Below are 19,389 nucleotides of genomic sequence, written 5' to 3' on the forward strand. Positions count from 1 at the left end.
TTTTTATAACAATCCTTTACTTTTCCAAAACCTCCCTAACTCCTTTTCTCTAAATCTGCAATAATATCTCTTCTACCAATAATGGTGTTGTATTTTTCAACCACATCATCCATTGTTTTAAAATCTTCGGTTTCAATAAGAGAAAGTGCAGAATTCTCTTCATTAGTACTAAATGCACCATTAAAATCGACTCCTTTTATACAAGGTACGTAAGTTGGAAAAAAATGATCATTCAATTGTATTGCTGTTGTATACAAATCCATATAATAATCTAATTGATCATCTTTATCTTTACCCTTTAAAAAAGGTTCAATAACCTCTTCTATAAAGCATTCATATAAATCTGTAGAGCCTTTAATAATGACCAAACGATACAAAAAATTCTCTGGAAATTTTAACAAGGCAAGCTGTGGATTGTCTCTAACCATCATTTGCAGTAATCCTGCCATGGCATCTGCTTTATAGGTAGTGAAATTTACATAAATGTATTCTGCAAAATCACGACTTGCGTCTTCTTCAGAAATTTCTTTTTGATATTCCTGTATATTTTCTAATAAGCCTTTTTTGTCAGCATAACTGAAACATTCATCTAAGTTTTTAAATAATTCTTCTTTTTTCATAATTGTATTTTTTTAATTTTTTTTATCACTTGTATATAAAATCTGCACCTATAAATGACCTATTAAAGGCAGGTGTGATTTTGAAAAATTAGATTCGTACAAGGGTAATAAAAAATCTATTTCTTTCTCAAAAACATATATATTTAAACGTAATTCTAATACTAAGGGTTTTGCCCAATGCAATAATTGCAAAGCATTTTCTGTGGTATTTTTATATCCAAAATGCACTTTTAGACGGTTTAAAATGGTGCTTTTACTTCTTCCAACATACAAATAGGTAGTCTTGTAGTTTATTTTCTTTTTTACTGCCGACTTGTTTGTTTTATTTAATTTCTTGTAGGTTTCTATAATATCTTTTGTATTTCCTTTTTTTATTTCAAATACATAAATACAAGGTTTGTTTTTTAGTAACTCTTTATAAGGATGTATCATTATATCAAATTCTGATAAACGTTTTTTTTCGGGCAAACTAAAATCTGGAACATTAAAATTACTCACATCTATTGCTATTTCTAGCTGTTTGTAAGGTTGCAATAAACTTAGTTTTTCTGTTATAAATTTATTGGTTTCTTCAATTATTTGCTTGCCTTTTCCCTCCATACTAACAAACCTTTACCTTACCTGTTACACCCCCATTTATTAAACTACTCTTATACTCTTTTAACTTGGCTATCTCTTGCTGTTTTAAGCCAATAGCTGTTTCTATTTTTTTTGAAGCAGTTTCTATATATGCTGAAATTTCTTTTTGTTCTTCCATTGAAGGAATTACAATCGAATTAGACCCAATCCTATCAACATTCAAATTCATTTGAGTATTCTTAATTGTTGAACTCATAAATTGTTCCTTCATTACTAAAAGTGAATTGTAGAGAAAATGCTTTTCAACAAAATCATTAGGTTCAAAACCAACTATACTATCTGGAAAACAAGCATCAATATCTAAAATTGAAATATCTCCAATATTAGCTGCTATGGTAATTACAATTGTTCCTTTAGGAAATAATGTAGAAACCCTAAGTCCTTTTTCATTCAATGTTTGTCTAAAAACAGAAAGATATTTCCCTGCTCTTGCAACATCTCCTGTTTGAAAAAACGGATATTCTCCATCGTACATTCTTTCATCATTTCTAGGTCTATGTGTAAATTTCCCCCTAAATATTCTAGTTGCATACTTCAATTTCTTCACCTCCCAATGCTCTGGAATCTCACCAATCCACTCCACACCAGAATCTTTCAAAGTAACACTATCATCTAAACCACGTGTTACTGCTTTGTGTATTAAAATTTGTTTGCGTTCTTTAAGTAAGTTTATTTGCTGCTGTTTAATAGCAATAGCATCCTCAATTTTGGTGGTTTTATCGTCTAAAAATTGTGCTATTTTGGTTTGTTCTAGAAGTGGTGGAAGTGTGGTAATTATTTTAGGGATATCTCCCATACTTATATTCTTTTGAGTATTGGAAGTGCACAAAATTTCAATTTGAAATTGAGAATATGTACTTTTCAAATAATATTCTAAAAAAGTAGAGCTAACTTTTGAAAGCAAAGGCTTAATCAATGCTAAAGGCGACCATATACTATATTCAAAATCAACTTTGGATTGAGCTATTTTTCCAATAGAAGCTGCTTTTCCCATCAGAATATCAAACTTTTCAATTTCACATTTCTTTTTATATTTAATAAAATCCTTTTGACTAATATATCTACAATTTTCAAAAACCAACTCTCCATTTTGAATACCATCAACAGATAGAAAAGGAATACCTTCATCTATAAATACTGGTGTTTCGTGAGGACCATCCGTTATATTCTCTCTTATAATATTTTTCAATCTTATTACTTCCCAATGAGTAGGAATTTCACCCAACCATTCTACACCAGAATCTTTATAGGTATCGTAACGTTGTACTTTATTTTCTACTTCTACCATTACACCAAGTTTAAAATGTCTGCAATTAAACCATCACTTTGTTTTTCTAAGTCTAGAATATCTTTGGTAACGTCGTCTATGTTACGCAATGGTGTCTGCTTGTAAAAGTATTTGTTAAAGCTAATTTCGTAACCAATTTTGGTGGCATCTAGGTTTATCCACGCTTCTGGTACGTGTGGTTGTACTTCGCGTAAAAAGTAGCTATGTATGTTATCTTTAAGTGGTACGTTTTCGGTGTCGCGTAGGTCGCTTTCCGTTTCGTAGGTTGTGTACTCTCCTTTTTTAGCAGTTGGGTAATACCCAAAGTCAGCTAAATCTTTTTCTTCGCAATCTAATTGTGCTAAGAGTTTGGTTAATTTATCACCAGATAGTTTTTCAACTTTTTTAATGACTTTTTCAGCATCTGCATCATACCAACTTACCGCATTTAAAATGGCTTTTTTATCGCTTGCGCTAATAGATAGTTTTTGCTTTTTAATTTCGGCATCTACTAATTTTTTAAATTGGTTAAAGTCGTTGTATTCCTCTTTCCCAATGGCTTTTAATAAAACAGTTCCTGCTTTTACTAGGTTTAAGTGCTTTTGCCATGTTGCAGGCTTGGTCAGTTTTGTTTTATTGGCAGACGATAAGTTTAACTCGTTTTTTTCGCACCATTCTAAAATCTCTTTTTCGTGTTTTGCGGTATTCGAGTAGATACTTTCTCCAAAGGTTTCAAAAGCATATTGCATGGGTTCTTGTAAAACTCTATCATAACGCAAAGTTTCTATACGTGCTGCCGCAAATTGTGCTTTTAATCGTTTTGGTCTTTCTATAGTGGCTTTGTAATAGCCAAAATCTGTATTATCGAATACCTGAGCAGAAATACCTTGCTCGCCTTCGCGTTCTGCAACGCTCATGTTGGTATAGGTATTTACAATTTTAGTAATGTGTTTTGGCGAAAATTCGCAGTTTTTGTTCCCTAAATTTTTACGCAGTTTACGGTACAGTTGCCCTGCATCAATCAATTGTACTTTCCCTTTACGGTTGGCAGTTTTATTGTTGCTTAAAATCCAGATATAAGTCGTAATTCCTGTATTGTAAAACAGGTTGTTTGGTAATTGTACAATAGCTTCTAGCCAATCGTTTTCTATAATGTGTCTGCGGATGTTGCTTTCTCCTCCTCCTGCATCTCCTGTAAATAAACTACTTCCGTTATGTACCGAAGCAATGCGTGTTCCTTTTGGGCTTTGGTTTAAAGATTTCATCTTATCTACCATTTCCATTAAAAACAGTAATTGTCCGTCTGACGAACGTGGAATGGCATCTGCATCTTCGGCTACATTCCAATAGTTTTTTAAAGAGATTTTAAAACGAGGATCAATAACATCTTTACCATCCTTGATGTATTTTTGCTCACTACTCCAAGACTTTCCGTAGGGTGGATTGGAGAGCATAAAATCGAAAGACTTGCCTGCAAATTCGTCTGTAGATAAGGTAGAACCAACTTTGATATTTTCAGGGTCGTTTCCTTTAATCATCATGTCCGACTTACAAATAGCGTAGGTTTCGTCGTTTATTTCTTTTCCGTATAAATAAACATCTCCTGTAGCACGAATCTCGCCTGCTTCATCTTTAATAAAGTTTTGACTTTCGGTTAACATTCCTCCAGAACCACACGCAGGATCGTAAATAGTCATTACTGGTGGTAAATTGTCTTTTATAGGGTCGAAAATAATGTGTGTCATTAAATCGATTACTTCACGAGGTGTAAAGTGTTCTCCTGCTTCTTCGTTATTTTCTTCGTTAAATTTTCTAATGAGTTCTTCAAAAACATACCCCATTCCTAAATTGGAAAGTGCTGGTAATTTCCTGCCTTCTGGATCTTCTTTTTCAAAAGGTGTTAAATTGATGTTTGACGATGTGAATTTTTCTAATACATCTAACAACACATCTTTATTCGCCATGTGAGCCACTTGACTTTTGAGCTTAAATTTTTGAATGATTTCTTTTACATTTGGACTAAATCCGCTTAAGTAATCTTCAAAATTTGCTTGTAATATTTGCTGACTGTTAGTAGCGGTATCTTTTAATTTTTGAAGTGTCCAGGTGCTTACATTGTAAAACACATAACCAGAAGCTTCTCGCAAACCAGATTCATCCCATTCGGTAAAACCAGCTTCGTCACGCTGAAAGGCTAATTCTTCTAAAACCGCGTCTTTAGTTGGTTCTAAAAGCGCGTCTAATCTGCGTAATACAATCATTGGTAAAATAACGTCACGGTACTTTCCGCGCACGTAAACATCTCTAAGACAATCGTCTGCAATAGACCAAATAAAGGATACTAATTTATTGTGTGATGATTTATTCATATATATGGATTTTTCCTTATCATGCTATAAACATTATAAGGAATACAATTTTTTTGAGAGCATCTAAAGTAGTAAAACGAACTGATATATAATTACGGAAAACCATAATTATATAAAACTAGAATTGTAGAAATATTTTACATCTTTTTACAGTAATTACATGTAGAGTGCCTTATTCTTATTTTGCGTTAATTATACGTACGATTAACGTATAATTACCCATTTTTGACCTTTTTTATTAATTTCACTTAAGAAAACAGACTTACTATACACTATTCTGACGTTATTTTAAAATAGTTTGTTTTGTATTTTTTTAATACAAAAACAATAATAAAATCCTATAAAATTTATCAACTAGAAACAACTCATCTTATCTTGAAAAAGGAGTTCTAACTGTACATCTATAAATAATTTTAGATACTTTTTAAAAAAGGTTTAGGTTTATGGAAGATTTGGAAATGTCAACAATAAGAATAATTTTATTTTCTTTTGTAGAAGTATTTTAAGCAGTAATACTTTTAAAACCTATATGTAAACAATAATTTTCTGCTCATTATCATAATAAGCCTTTTGTCCATTGAAATTAGGATTCATATTTTTAATAATCTGAAATCTCTCTAATTTTGAAGATATTAATTTTAGATCTCCTTTTGTTGCAGGCTTATTTTCTTCTTTTGTAAAAATAGATTTCACCAATTCTGACGTAAAAGTTCCTACTATAACATTTCCAACCCCAGCAAAACTCATTTCTTCTATTTTTGTGTTTTCTGATTTTACTGTTTGTGGTGCAGGAACCAGTCCTGTTTTTGATTTCTTTTTCTCTAGGTTATGAGAACCTACTCTACAACTATTACTACAAAACTTTTGCACACCTCTTCTTTTAGGTATATATTCCTTTCTACAATAATTACAGATATAGTTTCTTGATTCCATTTTGACTTAAGCTTACATACGATTTAAGGTAAATCGCGATTTTTATATATTTTTTTTGATTCATTGCTTCCTAGAAAACACATTCTTCAATAAATATTCTAAAGCATCTTCTGTACTTAAAAGTGGCTTATGTTTGTGTTTTTTAGGCTTAGATACAATCGCAAAATCTTTCTTTAATTTATCAAACAGCAATCTTTGCTCTTCTTTCGGAAGTGCTTTTGCTACTTGATAAACGATTTCTGCATTCATATTAGAACACAAAAATGAATCTTTATAAAATTAAGTTGTTCGGCTTTGAATGCCTTTGGATAGCTTTTATTGGCTTTGAACGGCTTTTGACACCTATTTTAAAAGAAAATCTGATTGTTTTTTACTAGCCAACACTAAGCTAAAAATTTAGAGTAATCTTCTGGTAATTCAGCATCAATATCACGTAAATATTTTTCCAATGCAACCATCGTTGCATGTCCAGAGATTGGCATCAAATTACTTTTCGCTTCATGTTGAGACATGTTTTCTCTAAATTTTCGATATAATTTAGTAATAAAAGTATGCTTAAAACCATACATTCCGTATTCTTCACCTAAATTAAAATGGTCTTTTATTTTTTTGAATCGAGCGGTAAACTCGTTTCTCTTATTGGTTTCTTGTGCATTCCATTCCGCTCCAATTTCATACCTACCAAATAAAAATGCTTTGGGATCTTTATTAGATAAATCAGGTAAATCGTTTAATAAAATTTCTGGAATTATTTTTATCTGTACAGGCTTATTCTTCGCTTTGATGTACAACTTTTTATCTTGTACGTCTACATCTTCAATTTTTAACCTACAAATTTCAATAGGTCTTAAAATACTATAAGATATAAACTTTACAAAAAGCAATAAATGGGCATCTACTTCTTGTAAATGCTTGTAGATTTCCTTTTCTTGTTGTGGTGTATATGTTTTATTTCTTTTGGGAACAGATTTTAGCACATGAATTTTCCTAACAAAATTATGAGCTACCATTTCATTGTCTTCTAAAATTTGAAACATAGAAGCAATGTCTGTTCTTGAATTATTTCGATTTCTCGCACTAGTCCTTTTTAAAACTTCATTCAAATATTGAGTCACTACTTTTTTAGTAATAAACGTAATTGAGTTCTTATAATAGTCTTTTTCTTTCAACCATTTTTCAAAAAGCCCTATTCTACTTTTATATTGAACATATGAATTTTTATTCATCATATTCACTTTCAACTCTAAAGTTAACTTTAAACACTCCGCAATAGAAATACCAGTCTCTTCAACTTTTTCAACTATAATTTCTGTTTCTATTGGTGTTTTTGGAATTATTTGCCCTTCTACCTTAGCAGAAATCGATACATCTTCCTTTTTATCGGTTACTACTTTTGTTTCTTGCCCCAAAAAAGCACTTTCTAAATCAGAATTATCTTCATAAGGATTAAAACCATAATCTAATAATTGCAACAATGCCTTTTGCATCGTTTTTAAAAAAGCAAACCGCTCTCTTTTCGTTTTGAGTTTATTTACACCTGCTTTTATAAAGGGTTGTTTTTTTAATTTACCTGTTTCAGGATTTCTGTAGGAGAAATAAACAAACCAATCTTTAGAAAGGGCTACTTTTTTTTCTTGTAACGAAAGCTTTGACCAACTAGAAATGGGCACGCCTCCAGTATAGATTTTTGGTTCAGAATAATTCAATTTCATAGGTAAAACGTTTACGGTAGCGTTTACGGTACGTAAAAGTAAGAAACTTATAGACATAAAAAAACGGATTGTTCGTAAACAATCCGTTGATTCTATTAGCGATAAGCTTAGTAGCGGGAACTGGACTCGAACCAGTGACCTTCGGGTTATGAGCCCGACGAGCTACCTACTGCTCTATCCCGCGATATTGTTTCAAAAACAACAACTTAGCTTTTAACTTTCGAATCATAAAATCGACCCGTTATTTCCGGCGGCAAATGTACAACTTAATTAGAGAATTGCGCTCTTTTTTAATAAAAATTATAAATATATTTTTTATTGACCTATTATCAACAAAAAATCAACTTTCAAAATAAAAATTAAAGTAAAAAAAAAAGAGTAATCATTGCTGATTACTCTTTACTTAGTAGCGGGAACTGGACTCGAACCAGTGACCTTCGGGTTATGAGCCCGACGAGCTACCTACTGCTCTATCCCGCGATATTGTTTCAGAAACATCAACTTAGCTTTAAACTTTCGAATCATAAAATCGACTGTTATTTCCGACTGCAAATATACATCATTATTAAATAACTGACCAAACTTTTTTTTATTTTTTTAAAACATTTTTTAATACACTAAATTCTAATCAAATATAAAAAGGAATTATCTTTGCACTATGACGCATAAAGCAGGTTTTGTAAATATTATAGGAAATCCTAACGTAGGTAAATCAACATTAATGAATGCCCTAGTAGGTGAAAAGCTGTCTATCATAACAGCGAAGGCACAAACAACAAGGCATAGAATCTTAGGAATTGTAAATGAAGACGACTTTCAGATTGTCTTTTCCGACACTCCGGGTATTCTAAAACCTGCCTACGAGTTGCAGTCTTCTATGATGGATTTTGTAAAATCTGCCTTTGAAGATGCAGATGTTCTTATCTATATGGTAGAAGTTGGTGAAAAAGAATTAAAAAATGAAGCTTTCTTTAAAAGAATCATCCATAGTGAAATTCCTGTTATTCTATTATTGAATAAAATAGATAAGTCTTCTCAGGAAGAAGTGGAAGAAAAAATAGAATACTGGAAGAATAAAGTTCCTAATGCAGAAGTGTTTGTAATTTCTGCCTTAGAGAAATTTAATGTTCCTGCAGTTTTCGATAAAATAAAAGAATTATTACCAGAAGGTCCTGCTTTTTATCCGAAGGATCAATTAACAGACAAACCAGAACGTTTTTTTGTAAATGAAAAAATTAGAGAAAAGATTCTAATGCATTACAAAAAAGAAATTCCGTATTCTGTAGAAGTAGAAACAGAGGAATTTATAGAGGAAGAAAATATTGTGAGAATTCGTTCTATTATTATGGTAGAAAGAGAGACCCAAAAAGGAATCATAATTGGTCATAAAGGATCTGCCCTAAAACGTGTTGGTGCAGAAGCAAGAAAAGATTTAGAAAAATTCTTCGAGAAAAAAGTTTTTATAGAACTGTATGTAAAGGTTAATAAAAACTGGCGTAGCGATAAAACACAACTTAAACGCTTTGGTTATAATCAAGGTTAATAAGAAAGAACTCTTTTAAACCTATTTTTAAAATATCATTCCCGTTAATGTTGCTTGCAACAGATAAAACGGGAATAAAGTTAATATCTATTGCTCAATAATAGTGATTAACAAATTGTGTAATTCTTTCATCTGATTTTTTCCGGTCTCCTTACCTATACTTCCTAAAAAGTATAATAATAACCAAATTAAAGGCAACGCAACCAAAATAGCAATAGGAAACACCAAGCTTTCCCCTAAACGATATTGTACGTAAGCGAACACTCCTACCCCTAAAAATAAGGTAGCTACCACAAAGTGGACGAACACAAAAAGTGTCCAAACTTGTGGTTTTGGTCCAAAAAGACCTTTTAAAATAGAAGAGTTCTCATCTACTTTTACAATTTCAAAATGTAATTGTGGCGACCAAAAATGACTTTTTTTCATAGGAATATCAATAAACACATGTTTATCTGCAACATTACTCCTATATATACAAGCATCACTTTTTAGATACGTTGTAATTCTTTCTAGCAATGATTCAGGATTCTCTTTTAAATCAATAGAAAACCTAGGTCTTAAAAAAAAATCGCTATTCCTTTTTTCTTGAATACTCATTAAACTGATATTATTTTTTAAATGTAATTAAAAATTCTATTTTGATTGCAATTCAAGCAAAAATCAGTAAAAAAACCACACAAACTTCCTTAGATTTTTTCAGTATTTTAAAGACTTTATTTTTTACATCTTTCTTACAAGCTTAAATTGTATCTTTGCAAAAATTTTCAATAGAGATGAACAGTATTGTTGCCATTGTAGGAAGACCAAATGTAGGAAAGTCAACGCTTTTTAATAGACTGGTACAAAGAAGAGAAGCCATTGTAGATTCTGTAAGCGGAGTTACAAGAGATAGACATTATGGAAAATCTGACTGGAATGGTAAAGAATTTTCAGTAATTGATACTGGTGGATACATTACTGGTTCTGATGATATCTTTGAAGGTGAAATTAGAAAACAAGTAAATCTTGCCATTGATGAAGCAGATTTAATTGTTTTTGTAGTAAACGTAGAAGACGGAATTACACCTATGGATGCAGAGGTTGCTAAACTTTTACGCAAGGTTAAAAAACCAATTTTTACGGTAGTTAATAAAGTAGATAACGCAATGCGTGAACCTGACGCTATAGAGTTTTACAACTTAGGCTTAGGAGAATACTTTACAATTGCTTCTATTAACGGAAGTGGAACTGGAGAATTATTAGATGCATTAGCAGAAAAAATGCCAGAACCAGAAGCAGTAGATTTAGAAGAAGAAGCATTACCAAGATTTGCTGTAGTTGGAAGACCAAATGCAGGTAAATCATCATTTATAAACGCTTTAATTGGGCAAGATAGAAATATTGTAACCAATATTGCGGGTACCACTAGAGATTCTATTGACACCAAATACAATCGTTTTGGTTTCGATTTTAACTTAGTAGATACTGCTGGGATTCGTAAAAAATCTCGTGTTAAAGAAGATTTAGAATTTTATTCTGTAATGCGCGCTGTACGTACTATTGAATATTCTGATGTTATTGTTTTAGTGGTAGATGCAACTCGTGGTTTTGAAGGTCAGGATCAAAATATATTTTGGTTGGCAGAAAAAAACAGAAAAGGTGTTGTAATCTTAATTAACAAATGGGATTTAATAGAGAAGGAAACCAATACCATGCGAGATTTTGAAGCAATGGTTAGAAAACAAATTGAACCTTTTACAGATGTGCCAATTGTATTTATTTCTGCTTTAACTAAACAACGTTTGTTTAAAGCCATTGAAACTGCAGTAGAAGTTTTTCAGAAGAGAAAAACCAAAATACAAACGAGTAAGTTTAATGAAACCATGTTAGATATCATTAAAACTTCTCCGCCTCCTGCAATAAAAGGAAAGTTTGTAAAAATAAAATACTGTATGCAATTGCCTACACAAACACCACAATTTGTATTTTTCTGTAACTTACCACAATACGTTAGAGATTCTTACAGACGTTTTCTTGAAAACAAATTAAGAGATATTTACGATTTTTCTGGAGTACCAATTACTATTTATTTTAGACAGAAATAAACCTATTCTGTAACTTTTGTTACTTTTATACGTCTAAGACAATAGTAATATTGTAATTATATATTCTATCTATAAGGCATGAAAATTATTGAATCGAAGTTAGTAGCTGAAACGGATTTACCATTACAACTAAACGTATCTTTTAACAAGGTTTTTGACTTGTTTAAAAAGTATGCGGATATGGAGTATGCAAAACATCCATACCATAGTTCTGCTAAAAAAATGGTACAATTAATTAACAAGCATCCAGAATTAAATGATGGTTTTTCTGATTATTCTTTATTAGATAAATATAAAGAACAGATAGATCTATTACTAAACCCTTTATTTCCAGAACCTTTATTATTAAACGAAATAAAAGCAGCAAGTATCCCTTTCTCTTTTACTTCTTTTAAATTTACAAATCGTTTTGAAAACATATTAAAAAATGCAGGTGAAAACTACGAATTAAATGTTCGTAATTTTGAAGAAGATAGTATGTACATTATGGCATGTACATTTATTTTAAGTTTCGTACATGGTTTTAATGTTGATTTAAAAAGACCCTTCTATTTTGATATTCCAGATAATACAACTGGAACAATGAAATATTATAGGACCACCTTTAATGGAGATTTTTCTGATATTACAGCTACAGAAAATGCACCTAAATTAACAGAAAAAGACTTTAAAGAATTACTGAATAACTTCGATAATATAGCCTTATGGAAAGAGAAATTCCCTCCAAATAGTTATATTTTTAAAGGATTCGGACTTATTAGTTTATTTGATGTTACTTCAGAAGAAATGTTGTCTTCTATTAAAGCAAACCTACTAAAAGGCGGACAAGATTTAATACCGAAGCTTCAAAGTAACTTAAGAGATTTTTACAGCATTAGAGATTTAAAATTAGGGTATTCTATTTTTGATAACGTAAATACCAAAATTTGTGAAACGCAGGTAAATAAATCCAATAGTCTAATTTTAAACCATGGAATAGAAATAAATTGCGACTCTAGCTACTTTTGCAACACCATTATGCAAAAAGTTTTTAAAGATCATGAAACTTTTATTATTTCTGATGTAGCAGATTATGGAGTAAAAACAGGTAATAATCTTTTTTCTAAAAATCTTCAAGAAAATAACATTCAGAGTATTATATTAATTCCTATTAAAGCAACAAACAATGGAGATTTGGCTTTATTAGAAATTGCTTCACCAAGAGCTTATGATTTAAACTCTGTAAACATCAATAAATTAAAAGATATTATTCCTGTTTTTGAAGCCGCTGTTAAAAGAACTTCAGAAGAGCGTCAAAACATCTTAGAAGCTACCATTCAAGAAAATTACACATCCATACATAGTTCTGTAAAATGGCGTTTTTATGAAGCTGCAGAAAAATACCATACAACTCGTCAAACCAATACCAACGCAAAATTAGATGAAATTGTATTTAATGATGTATATCCATTGTTTGGACAAAGTGACATAAAAGGATCTTCTGTTGCTAGAAATAAAGCAATTCAAGAAGATTTAACCACGCAATTAACCTTAGCAATTACAGTATTAAAAGATGCTTGTAAAACAGAAAAACTCCCTATTTATAATGAGTTAATGTTTAGGGTTACTTCTTATTTAAATGATGTAAAAGAAGGGTTAAATGCAGGTGATGAAATAAATATTTTAGACTTTTTAAATAGAGAAATTTATCCTGTTTTTAATCATATTAACAAAATTAGCACAGAACTTTCTCAGAAAGTGAGTGTTTATATGAAACGTTTAGATAAAAATCTAAATGTAGTGTATGAAAAAAGGAAAGAATACGAGAATAGTGTTACACTTTTAAATGATAAACTGGCACAGTTCTTAGACAACAAACAAAAGCAAGCGCAAGAAATGTTTCCTCATTATTTTGAGCGATACAAAACAGATGGTGTAGAATACAACATGTACATTGGACAGGCTATTACAAAAAAGAAAAAGTTTGATGATCTGTATTTGTACAACCTTCGTTTATGGCAACTACAAACCACTTATGAAATGGAAAACTTAGCATTTTATGAGCGTAAAAACATGCAACATGATTTACAAGTTGCTTCCTTAATTCTAGTTCATAGCAATGCAATGGCTATTAAATTTAGAATGGATGAAAAGCAGTTTGATGTAGACGGTGCTTACAATATTAGGTACGAAATTATAAAAAAGAGAATTGATAAAGCAAACATAAAAGGAACTGATGAACGATTAACAGTTCCTGGTAAAATTGCCATTGTATACTCTCAAGACAAAGATGCTCTAGAATACATTAAATATATTAACTATTTACAATCTAAAAATCAATTAGGAAAAATTGAATTTTTAGAATTAGAAGATTTACAAGGCGCATCTGGTTTAAAAGCATTGCGTGTAGAAGTTATATATCAAACAAGTTTTGATGAAAACAAAACAATTACTTTTAATGATTTGATAAAAGAAATTGAAGCTTAAACAGCTATTTCTAAACTATAAAAAGAAATTGCAAAAGCCAATACACTTACAATAATACCAATCATAAAAACGGTATACGTAATTCTTAATATTTTATATTTTCTATTTAAAACCAAGCCTAAAAAATACAGATCTTTGGTTAAAGAACCATACAAATAATCTCTATCTTGCATCATCTCTTGAATTCCCCATTCAAAATCTGGTAATTTCATTTGATGAAAATTTCCAAAAAATAATAAATTCACTTTTTTATTAGCAACATCTACCTTTGTGAATTTTCCTTCGGTAACATTTGGTCTTGTCGCTAAAATGGATAATATGATAGAAGCAACTGTAAAAACAACAAATATTACAGTAGGTATTATTAAGAAACTATTAGATGGTTTGTCTAATTTTGGTATTAAATTAGACATTGCTAAAGAAACGATAATAGCATTTACAGAAAGTAAAATATTGGCTTTTGTATCTGCAATATTACTTAACGTCATGTGATTTTTTAAAGCAACCCTAAACATGGTTTCTACGCCTCTTTCTGGAACTTCACTTTTATTTTGTTTAATTTCTAGAGCTTCTTCTTTCTGCTTAAACTTTGCTAAATTTTCTTTTATTTTATGTTGATTTTTCAATAATTTAGAGATATTCTTGTCTTTTCCTTTGCTCCATTTTTTTAAAGCATAAGCAGTATAATAATTATGACCTTTAGTTAAAAACTCTATATTAATCTCAATCCATTCTGTATCAGAAAACTTTTTATTCTCTGTACTTTCCCATTCTTTTCTTAATAATTCTAACTTGTTCTCAAAGTTTTTACTTCCTAAATGCGCACAATCTGCATCCATTATAATCTGCTCTAATTCATTATCAGATTGATTTCCCATTTTAGTCGCTAAAATCAATTTAGAGATTACCGCTATTCTTCCAGCATCAACATTATTTTCATTTAAAAAATTGTTAGCTATTTTTACACTTTCAGATTCATGATTTTTTGCATCTTCTATAAATCCGGTGTCATGAAACAAGGCTGCGAGCTGTAAATTTTCTTTAGAAATTGCATCTATATTTAAGTTTTCTGCAAGTTCTGTAGCATAAGCAACCACATCTTGTGTATGTGTTATATTATGATATACATAAACAGCATCTAACTCCTTATTTAATAAATTAAAAACATATTTTTCTGCATCTAAAACTAATGTGTTCATTGTAAAATTATTTTATAAATAAATAGGAAGAAATGATCATTTGCTCTACCACTTTATTAATATTGGTCGTAAATTTATGTTTTGCTTTCAACAGCTTACAAATTAACAATTATTTGTAATGTAACAAGTGTTTTTACGTCTAAAAAAACTATTAACATTATAGTACTAATTTAAAAAGAAAAGAAACAAATATGCTTACTTGGAAAGAAATTATCAACTTTAGTGTAAAAGGAAATCCGACTCCAGATAAAAGAGTAGAGAAATCCGAAAAAGAATGGAGAGCTCAATTAACTGCAGAACAATTTAGAATTACAAGACAAAAAGGTACAGAAAGACCACATACAGGCGATTTGTGTAGTATTTATGATGAAGGCCAGTACAACTGTGTTTGTTGTAACACGCCGTTATTCGACTCTACCATAAAATTCGATTCTAGTTCTGGATGGCCAAGTTTTACGCAACCTATTAAAGAAAATGCCATAAAATATCATAAAGATGTTTCTTTTGGTATGGTTCGGGTTGAAGTGATGTGCAATACTTGCGATGGACATTTAGGACACGTTTTTCCTGATGGACCAGAACCAAGCGGATTACGTTATTGTATAAACTCTGAATCGATGGTTATTGATAAAAAATAATTTAATTAAAAAAAAGTCAAATGTCATTCCGAACGAGGAACGAGGAGAAAATCTTATTATTTTTTAGAGATTACTTCTTCATTTTTCCTCTTAATGACAAAGAAAATATAAATGAATATAAATTTACAAGTTGCTACTTTAGGAGGTGGCTGTTTTTGGTGTACAGAAGCTGTGTTTCAAGAAGTAAAAGGTGTAGAAAAAGTAGTTTCTGGTTATGCAGGTGGTAACGTTCCTGGAGAACCAACCTACAGAGAAATTTGCTCTGGCTTAACAGGTCATGCAGAAGTAATTCAAATAACGTATGATGCAAATGTAATTTCGTATGAAGATATTTTAGTTATTTTTATGACAACGCACGATCCTACAACCTTAAATCAACAAGGAGCAGATAGAGGAACTCAATATAGATCTGTGGTTTTTTATCATGATGAAAATCAACAAAAAATAGCTTCGGAAGTTTTAAAACAGATTCAAGATTATTATAATGACAAGATAGTAACTGAGTTAAGTGCTTTACCTATTTTTTATAAAGCAACGGAAGAACATCAAAATTATTATAGAGAAAATACACAACAAGGGTATTGTAGTTTTGTTATTGAGCCAAAATTAGCTAAATTGAGAAAATTACATGCAGATAAATTAAACTAATAAAATAGGTTTTAGATAGTAGTTAATCTAAAGCCTATTTATAATCAATAAAAAAATGACTGAAATTTTACTATACGGCGCAGATTGGTGTCCAGATTGCAGAAGAGCAAAAACGTATTTAAAAGAAAACAACATAGATTTTACTTTTGTGGATGTAGATTTAGATAAGGAAGCAACTGCAAAAGTAGAAGCTATTAACAACGGTAAACGTATTATTCCTACACTTATAATTAGAGAAAAATCATACACAAACCCTAACAACGTAGAATTAGCTTCAGTTTTAGGAATCAACGAAGTTGGTAACGTTCAGTTATTTGGTGCAGATTGGTGTCCAGATTGTAGAAGAGCAAAAAGCTTTTTAACAGATAATGGTATCAATTTCGATTTTATTGATGTAGATCAATACGATTGGGCAACAAAAAAAGTAGAAGAAATTAACAACGGAAAACGTATTATTCCTACGGTTTTAATTGATGATGTACCATACACAAACCCAGATAATGTAAAATTAACAGAACTTCTTTCTATCAATGTAGAAAAAGAACATAAAGTTTTTGACACCATTATTATTGGTGGTGGTGCTGCTGGTTTAACAACATCTATTTATGCGCAAAGAGATCGTTTTGATACGTTAATTTTAGAAAAATCCACCATTGGTGGAAACGCCTTTTTAACAGAAAAAATTGAAAACTACCCTGGTTTTACCTCTATTTCTGGTCCAAAATTAATGGAAAAGATGGAAGATCAAGCCAAAACCTACGGAGCTATTATTAAAACGGGAGAAGAAGTTGTTGGTATTGAAAAAAAGGATAATTTATTTTCAATAGAAACAAAAGGAACTACCTATTTAGGAAAGTCTGTTGTCTTATCAACAGGTTCTACGTACAGAAAATTAGGCATCCCTAATGAAGAGGAATTAATTGGTTCTGGTATCCATTTTTGTGCAACCTGCGACGGTGCTTTTTATAGAGATAAAGATATTATTGTAATTGGCGGTGGAAATTCTGCCTTAGAAGAAGGTATCTTTTTAGCTGGTTTTTGTAAAAGTGTAAAAATAGTACATCGTTCAGAAAACTTTTCTGCATCTGAAACCTATGTAGAGAAATTGGCAAGTATCGATAATATTTCTACGTATATGAATAAAACATCTTTAGAATTTATTTCTGATGAAAAAGAATTATTTAAAGCATTAAAAGTAAAAGACAATGATACAAACGAAGAGTCTTTATTAGAAGCAGATGGTGTCTTTATTTTTATCGGATTAATACCAAACACACAATCTTTTAAAGGAATTGTAGATTTAGATAAAAGAGGTTTTATACAAACTACAGCATTGGCACAAACTTCTGTTGATGGAATTTTTGCTGCCGGAGATTGTAGAGAAGGCGCAATTGCACAAGTAGCAGCAGCAACTGGTGAGGGCGTTTTAGCTAGTTACGGAATTAGAAGTTTTTTAAAATAAAATGATTAAATTATTTGGCACAGAAAGGTGTCATAAAACTCAATATTATAAAACATTTTTAGAAACGCGTAATTTAGATTACGCGTTTTTAGATATAGAAAAGTCTGCAGAAAATGCAGAGGAATTACGTAACTTGTATGAAAATAGAAAACTAAATTTTCCTACAATTACGATTAACAATAAAAAGTTAAGAAATCCTTCTGATAAAGACCTTCTAAAATGGATAGATACAATATGATGAACCTAAACATAAAAGACACTTTTACGGCAGAATTACCTTCGGATGTTAACTTGGAAAACTCAAGAAGACAAGTAGAAAATGCTGCTTTTTCTTATACAAATCCAAAGAAAACTGCAAAACCAGAAGTATTACACGTTTCACAAGAAATGGTTACTGAATTAGGTATTTCTGAAGAAGATGTAAAATCAGAGTTTTTTAAAAACATTGTAACCGGTAACGAAATTTATCCAAATACAAGACCGTATGCTATGTGTTATGCGGGACATCAATTTGGTAATTGGGCAGGACAATTAGGCGACGGAAGAGCTATTAATTTGTTTGAAGTTGAACACAATACTAAAAACTGGAAAGTACAATTAAAAGGAGCTGGCGAAACGCCGTATTCTAGAACTGCAGATGGTTTGGCGGTTTTACGTTCATCCGTTAGAGAATATTTGTGTGCCGAGGCAATGTTTCATTTAAACGTGCCAACCACAAGATCTTTATCTTTAAGTTTGTCTGGCGATTCAGTAATGCGAGATGTTTTATATGATGGAAATCCGGCGTACGAAAAAGGTGCCATTGTTTCTAGAATTTCTCCTTCGTTTTTACGTTTTGGTAGTTTCGAAATTTTTGCAGCTAGAAAAGACCTTAAAAACTTAAAAGGTTTAATGGATTATACCATTAAACATCATTTTCCGCATTTAGGAAAACCATCCAAAGAAAATTATATTCAGTTTTTTAAGGAAGTTTCAGAACGTACTTTAGCCATGATTATTCATTGGCAACGTGTTGGTTTTGTTCACGGAGTAATGAATACTGATAACATGTCGATTCTTGGTTTAACCATAGATTTTGGGCCTTATGGTTGGCTAGAAGGCTTCGATTTTGGCTGGACTCCGAACACAACCGACAGTCAGCATAAACGATATAGATACGGAAATCAACCAAATATTGGTTTGTGGAATTTGTATAAATTAGCCAATGCGTTGTATCCAATAATTGAAGAAGTAGATCCTTTAAATGCTATTTTAGAGCAATATAAAATCGATTTTGAAATACAATCTTTACAGATGATGAAATCGAAGTTAGGCTTGGTTTCTTCGGATGAAGACGATTTAAAATTGATACAAGAATTAGAAGATAATTTACAATTGGTAGAAACAGACATGACTATTTTCTTTAGAAATTTAAGTAATTTTACGGAGGAAAAATCAGGTTTCAAATTGGTAGAAAATGCTTTTTACGATTTAGAAAACATTTCTAAAGAAGTAGAAAACAGATGGAATACTTGGTTTAAAAAATTTGATAATAGACTTGCCATAGAGCGAATCTCATCCGAAGAAAGAAAAGAACAAATGGATTTGGTAAATCCTAAATATGTGCTTAGAAATTATATGTCTCAACTAGCAATTGATGAAGCAGATAAAGGAAATTACGCTTTAATTGATGAATTATTTCAACTCTTGAAAAATCCATACGCAGAACAACCAGAGAACGAAAAATGGTTTGCAAAAAGACCAGAATGGGCAAGAAATAAAGTAGGTTGTTCTATGTTATCTTGTAGTTCATAAAAAAAGTATCTAATA

At 30.9% G+C, this 19,389-nt stretch carries 17 protein-coding genes and 2 tRNA genes; 8 read left to right on the plus strand and 11 right to left on the minus strand.

Translation table 11 applies throughout. From position 1 onward, the window contains the following. Positions 1–35 precede the first annotated feature (35 nt). From H0I29_RS04070 to H0I29_RS04110, 9 genes are all read right to left on the minus strand, one after another. Positions 36–620 carry a hypothetical protein gene (locus tag H0I29_RS04070; RefSeq protein ID WP_218754508.1) on the minus strand — a complete coding sequence of 195 codons (585 nt, stop codon included), beginning with the start codon at positions 618–620 and terminating at the stop codon, positions 36–38. Positions 621–668: 48 nt separating this feature from the next. Continuing rightward, positions 669–1,220 (minus strand): hypothetical protein, encoded by a 552-nt coding sequence (locus tag H0I29_RS04075; protein ID WP_218754509.1) that lies wholly within the window; start codon positions 1,218–1,220, stop codon positions 669–671. Between the two features lies 1 nt (position 1,221). Continuing rightward, the gene (locus H0I29_RS04080) at positions 1,222–2,547 is read right to left on the minus strand and encodes a restriction endonuclease subunit S (RefSeq protein WP_218754510.1); all 1,326 of its coding nucleotides are present in this window, start codon (positions 2,545–2,547) and stop codon (positions 1,222–1,224) included. Continuing rightward, positions 2,547–4,895 (minus strand): class I SAM-dependent DNA methyltransferase, encoded by a 2,349-nt coding sequence (locus H0I29_RS04085; protein ID WP_218754511.1) that lies wholly within the window; start codon positions 4,893–4,895, stop codon positions 2,547–2,549. Before H0I29_RS04085 ends, H0I29_RS04080 begins: the two co-directional genes overlap by 1 nt. 525 nt (positions 4,896–5,420) lie before the next feature. After that, entirely contained in the window at positions 5,421–5,828 is a 408-nt protein-coding gene (locus H0I29_RS04090) for a hypothetical protein (RefSeq protein WP_218754512.1), read from the minus strand. A gap of 60 nt (positions 5,829–5,888) precedes the next feature. Beyond that, a complete protein-coding gene (locus H0I29_RS04095) occupies positions 5,889–6,077 on the minus strand; it encodes a hypothetical protein (RefSeq protein WP_218731530.1) in 189 nt (62 codons plus the stop codon). A gap of 134 nt (positions 6,078–6,211) precedes the next feature. Continuing rightward, a complete protein-coding gene (locus H0I29_RS04100) occupies positions 6,212–7,597 on the minus strand; it encodes a tyrosine-type recombinase/integrase (protein ID WP_218754513.1) in 1,386 nt (461 codons plus the stop codon). A 54-nt stretch (positions 7,598–7,651) separates the two neighbouring features. Continuing rightward, positions 7,652–7,724, minus strand: a tRNA-Met gene (locus H0I29_RS04105). A 223-nt stretch (positions 7,725–7,947) separates the two neighbouring features. After that, positions 7,948–8,020 (minus strand) — tRNA-Met (locus H0I29_RS04110). A 178-nt stretch (positions 8,021–8,198) separates the two neighbouring features. Here H0I29_RS04110 and era point away from each other — a divergent pair. Further along, on the plus strand, positions 8,199–9,083 hold the full coding sequence (era, locus tag H0I29_RS04115; protein WP_165731878.1) for a GTPase Era: 885 nt from the start codon (positions 8,199–8,201) through the stop codon (positions 9,081–9,083). 87 nt (positions 9,084–9,170) lie between these two features. Here the strand turns inward: era and H0I29_RS04120 are convergent, their stop codons facing one another. Continuing rightward, a complete protein-coding gene (locus H0I29_RS04120) occupies positions 9,171–9,680 on the minus strand; it encodes a GTP-binding protein (RefSeq protein WP_218754514.1) in 510 nt (169 codons plus the stop codon). Between the two features lie 176 nt (positions 9,681–9,856). On the opposite strand from H0I29_RS04120, the gene der reads away from it, so the two are divergent. Continuing rightward, entirely contained in the window at positions 9,857–11,167 is a 1,311-nt protein-coding gene (gene der, locus H0I29_RS04125) for a ribosome biogenesis GTPase Der (RefSeq protein ID WP_218733930.1), read from the plus strand. A 78-nt stretch (positions 11,168–11,245) separates the two neighbouring features. Continuing rightward, positions 11,246–13,633 (plus strand): GAF domain-containing protein, encoded by a 2,388-nt coding sequence (locus H0I29_RS04130; RefSeq protein WP_218754515.1) that lies wholly within the window; start codon positions 11,246–11,248, stop codon positions 13,631–13,633. On the opposite strand, the gene H0I29_RS04135 is transcribed toward H0I29_RS04130, so the two are convergent. Beyond that, positions 13,630–14,832, minus strand: coding sequence for a Pycsar system effector family protein (locus H0I29_RS04135; protein ID WP_218731613.1), 1,203 nt, complete (start codon positions 14,830–14,832; stop codon positions 13,630–13,632). The two genes, H0I29_RS04130 and H0I29_RS04135, sit on opposite strands and share 4 nt — an antisense overlap. A 191-nt stretch (positions 14,833–15,023) precedes the next feature. On the opposite strand from H0I29_RS04135, the gene msrB reads away from it, so the two are divergent. From msrB to H0I29_RS04160, 5 genes are all read left to right on the plus strand, one after another. Next, the gene (gene msrB, locus H0I29_RS04140) at positions 15,024–15,470 is read left to right on the plus strand and encodes a peptide-methionine (R)-S-oxide reductase MsrB (RefSeq protein ID WP_218731614.1); all 447 of its coding nucleotides are present in this window, start codon (positions 15,024–15,026) and stop codon (positions 15,468–15,470) included. Between the two features lie 111 nt (positions 15,471–15,581). Continuing rightward, positions 15,582–16,118: a peptide-methionine (S)-S-oxide reductase MsrA gene (gene msrA, locus H0I29_RS04145; RefSeq protein ID WP_218731615.1), complete on the plus strand. Its 537-nt coding sequence runs from the start codon at positions 15,582–15,584 to the stop codon at positions 16,116–16,118. Between the two features lie 55 nt (positions 16,119–16,173). Beyond that, positions 16,174–17,580 carry an FAD-dependent oxidoreductase gene (locus H0I29_RS04150; protein ID WP_218754516.1) on the plus strand — a complete coding sequence of 469 codons (1,407 nt, stop codon included), beginning with the start codon at positions 16,174–16,176 and terminating at the stop codon, positions 17,578–17,580. 1 nt (position 17,581) lies between these two features. Further along, positions 17,582–17,818 carry a glutaredoxin domain-containing protein gene (locus H0I29_RS04155; RefSeq protein WP_218731617.1) on the plus strand — a complete coding sequence of 79 codons (237 nt, stop codon included), beginning with the start codon at positions 17,582–17,584 and terminating at the stop codon, positions 17,816–17,818. Beyond that, a complete protein-coding gene (locus H0I29_RS04160) occupies positions 17,818–19,374 on the plus strand; it encodes a YdiU family protein (RefSeq protein ID WP_218755188.1) in 1,557 nt (518 codons plus the stop codon). Before H0I29_RS04155 ends, H0I29_RS04160 begins: the two co-directional genes overlap by 1 nt. The last annotated feature ends 15 nt before the right edge of the window (positions 19,375–19,389 follow it).

The sequence above is a fragment of the Polaribacter sp. R2A056_3_33 genome (genome assembly GCF_019278485.1).
Lineage (GTDB): Bacteria > Bacteroidota > Bacteroidia > Flavobacteriales > Flavobacteriaceae > Polaribacter.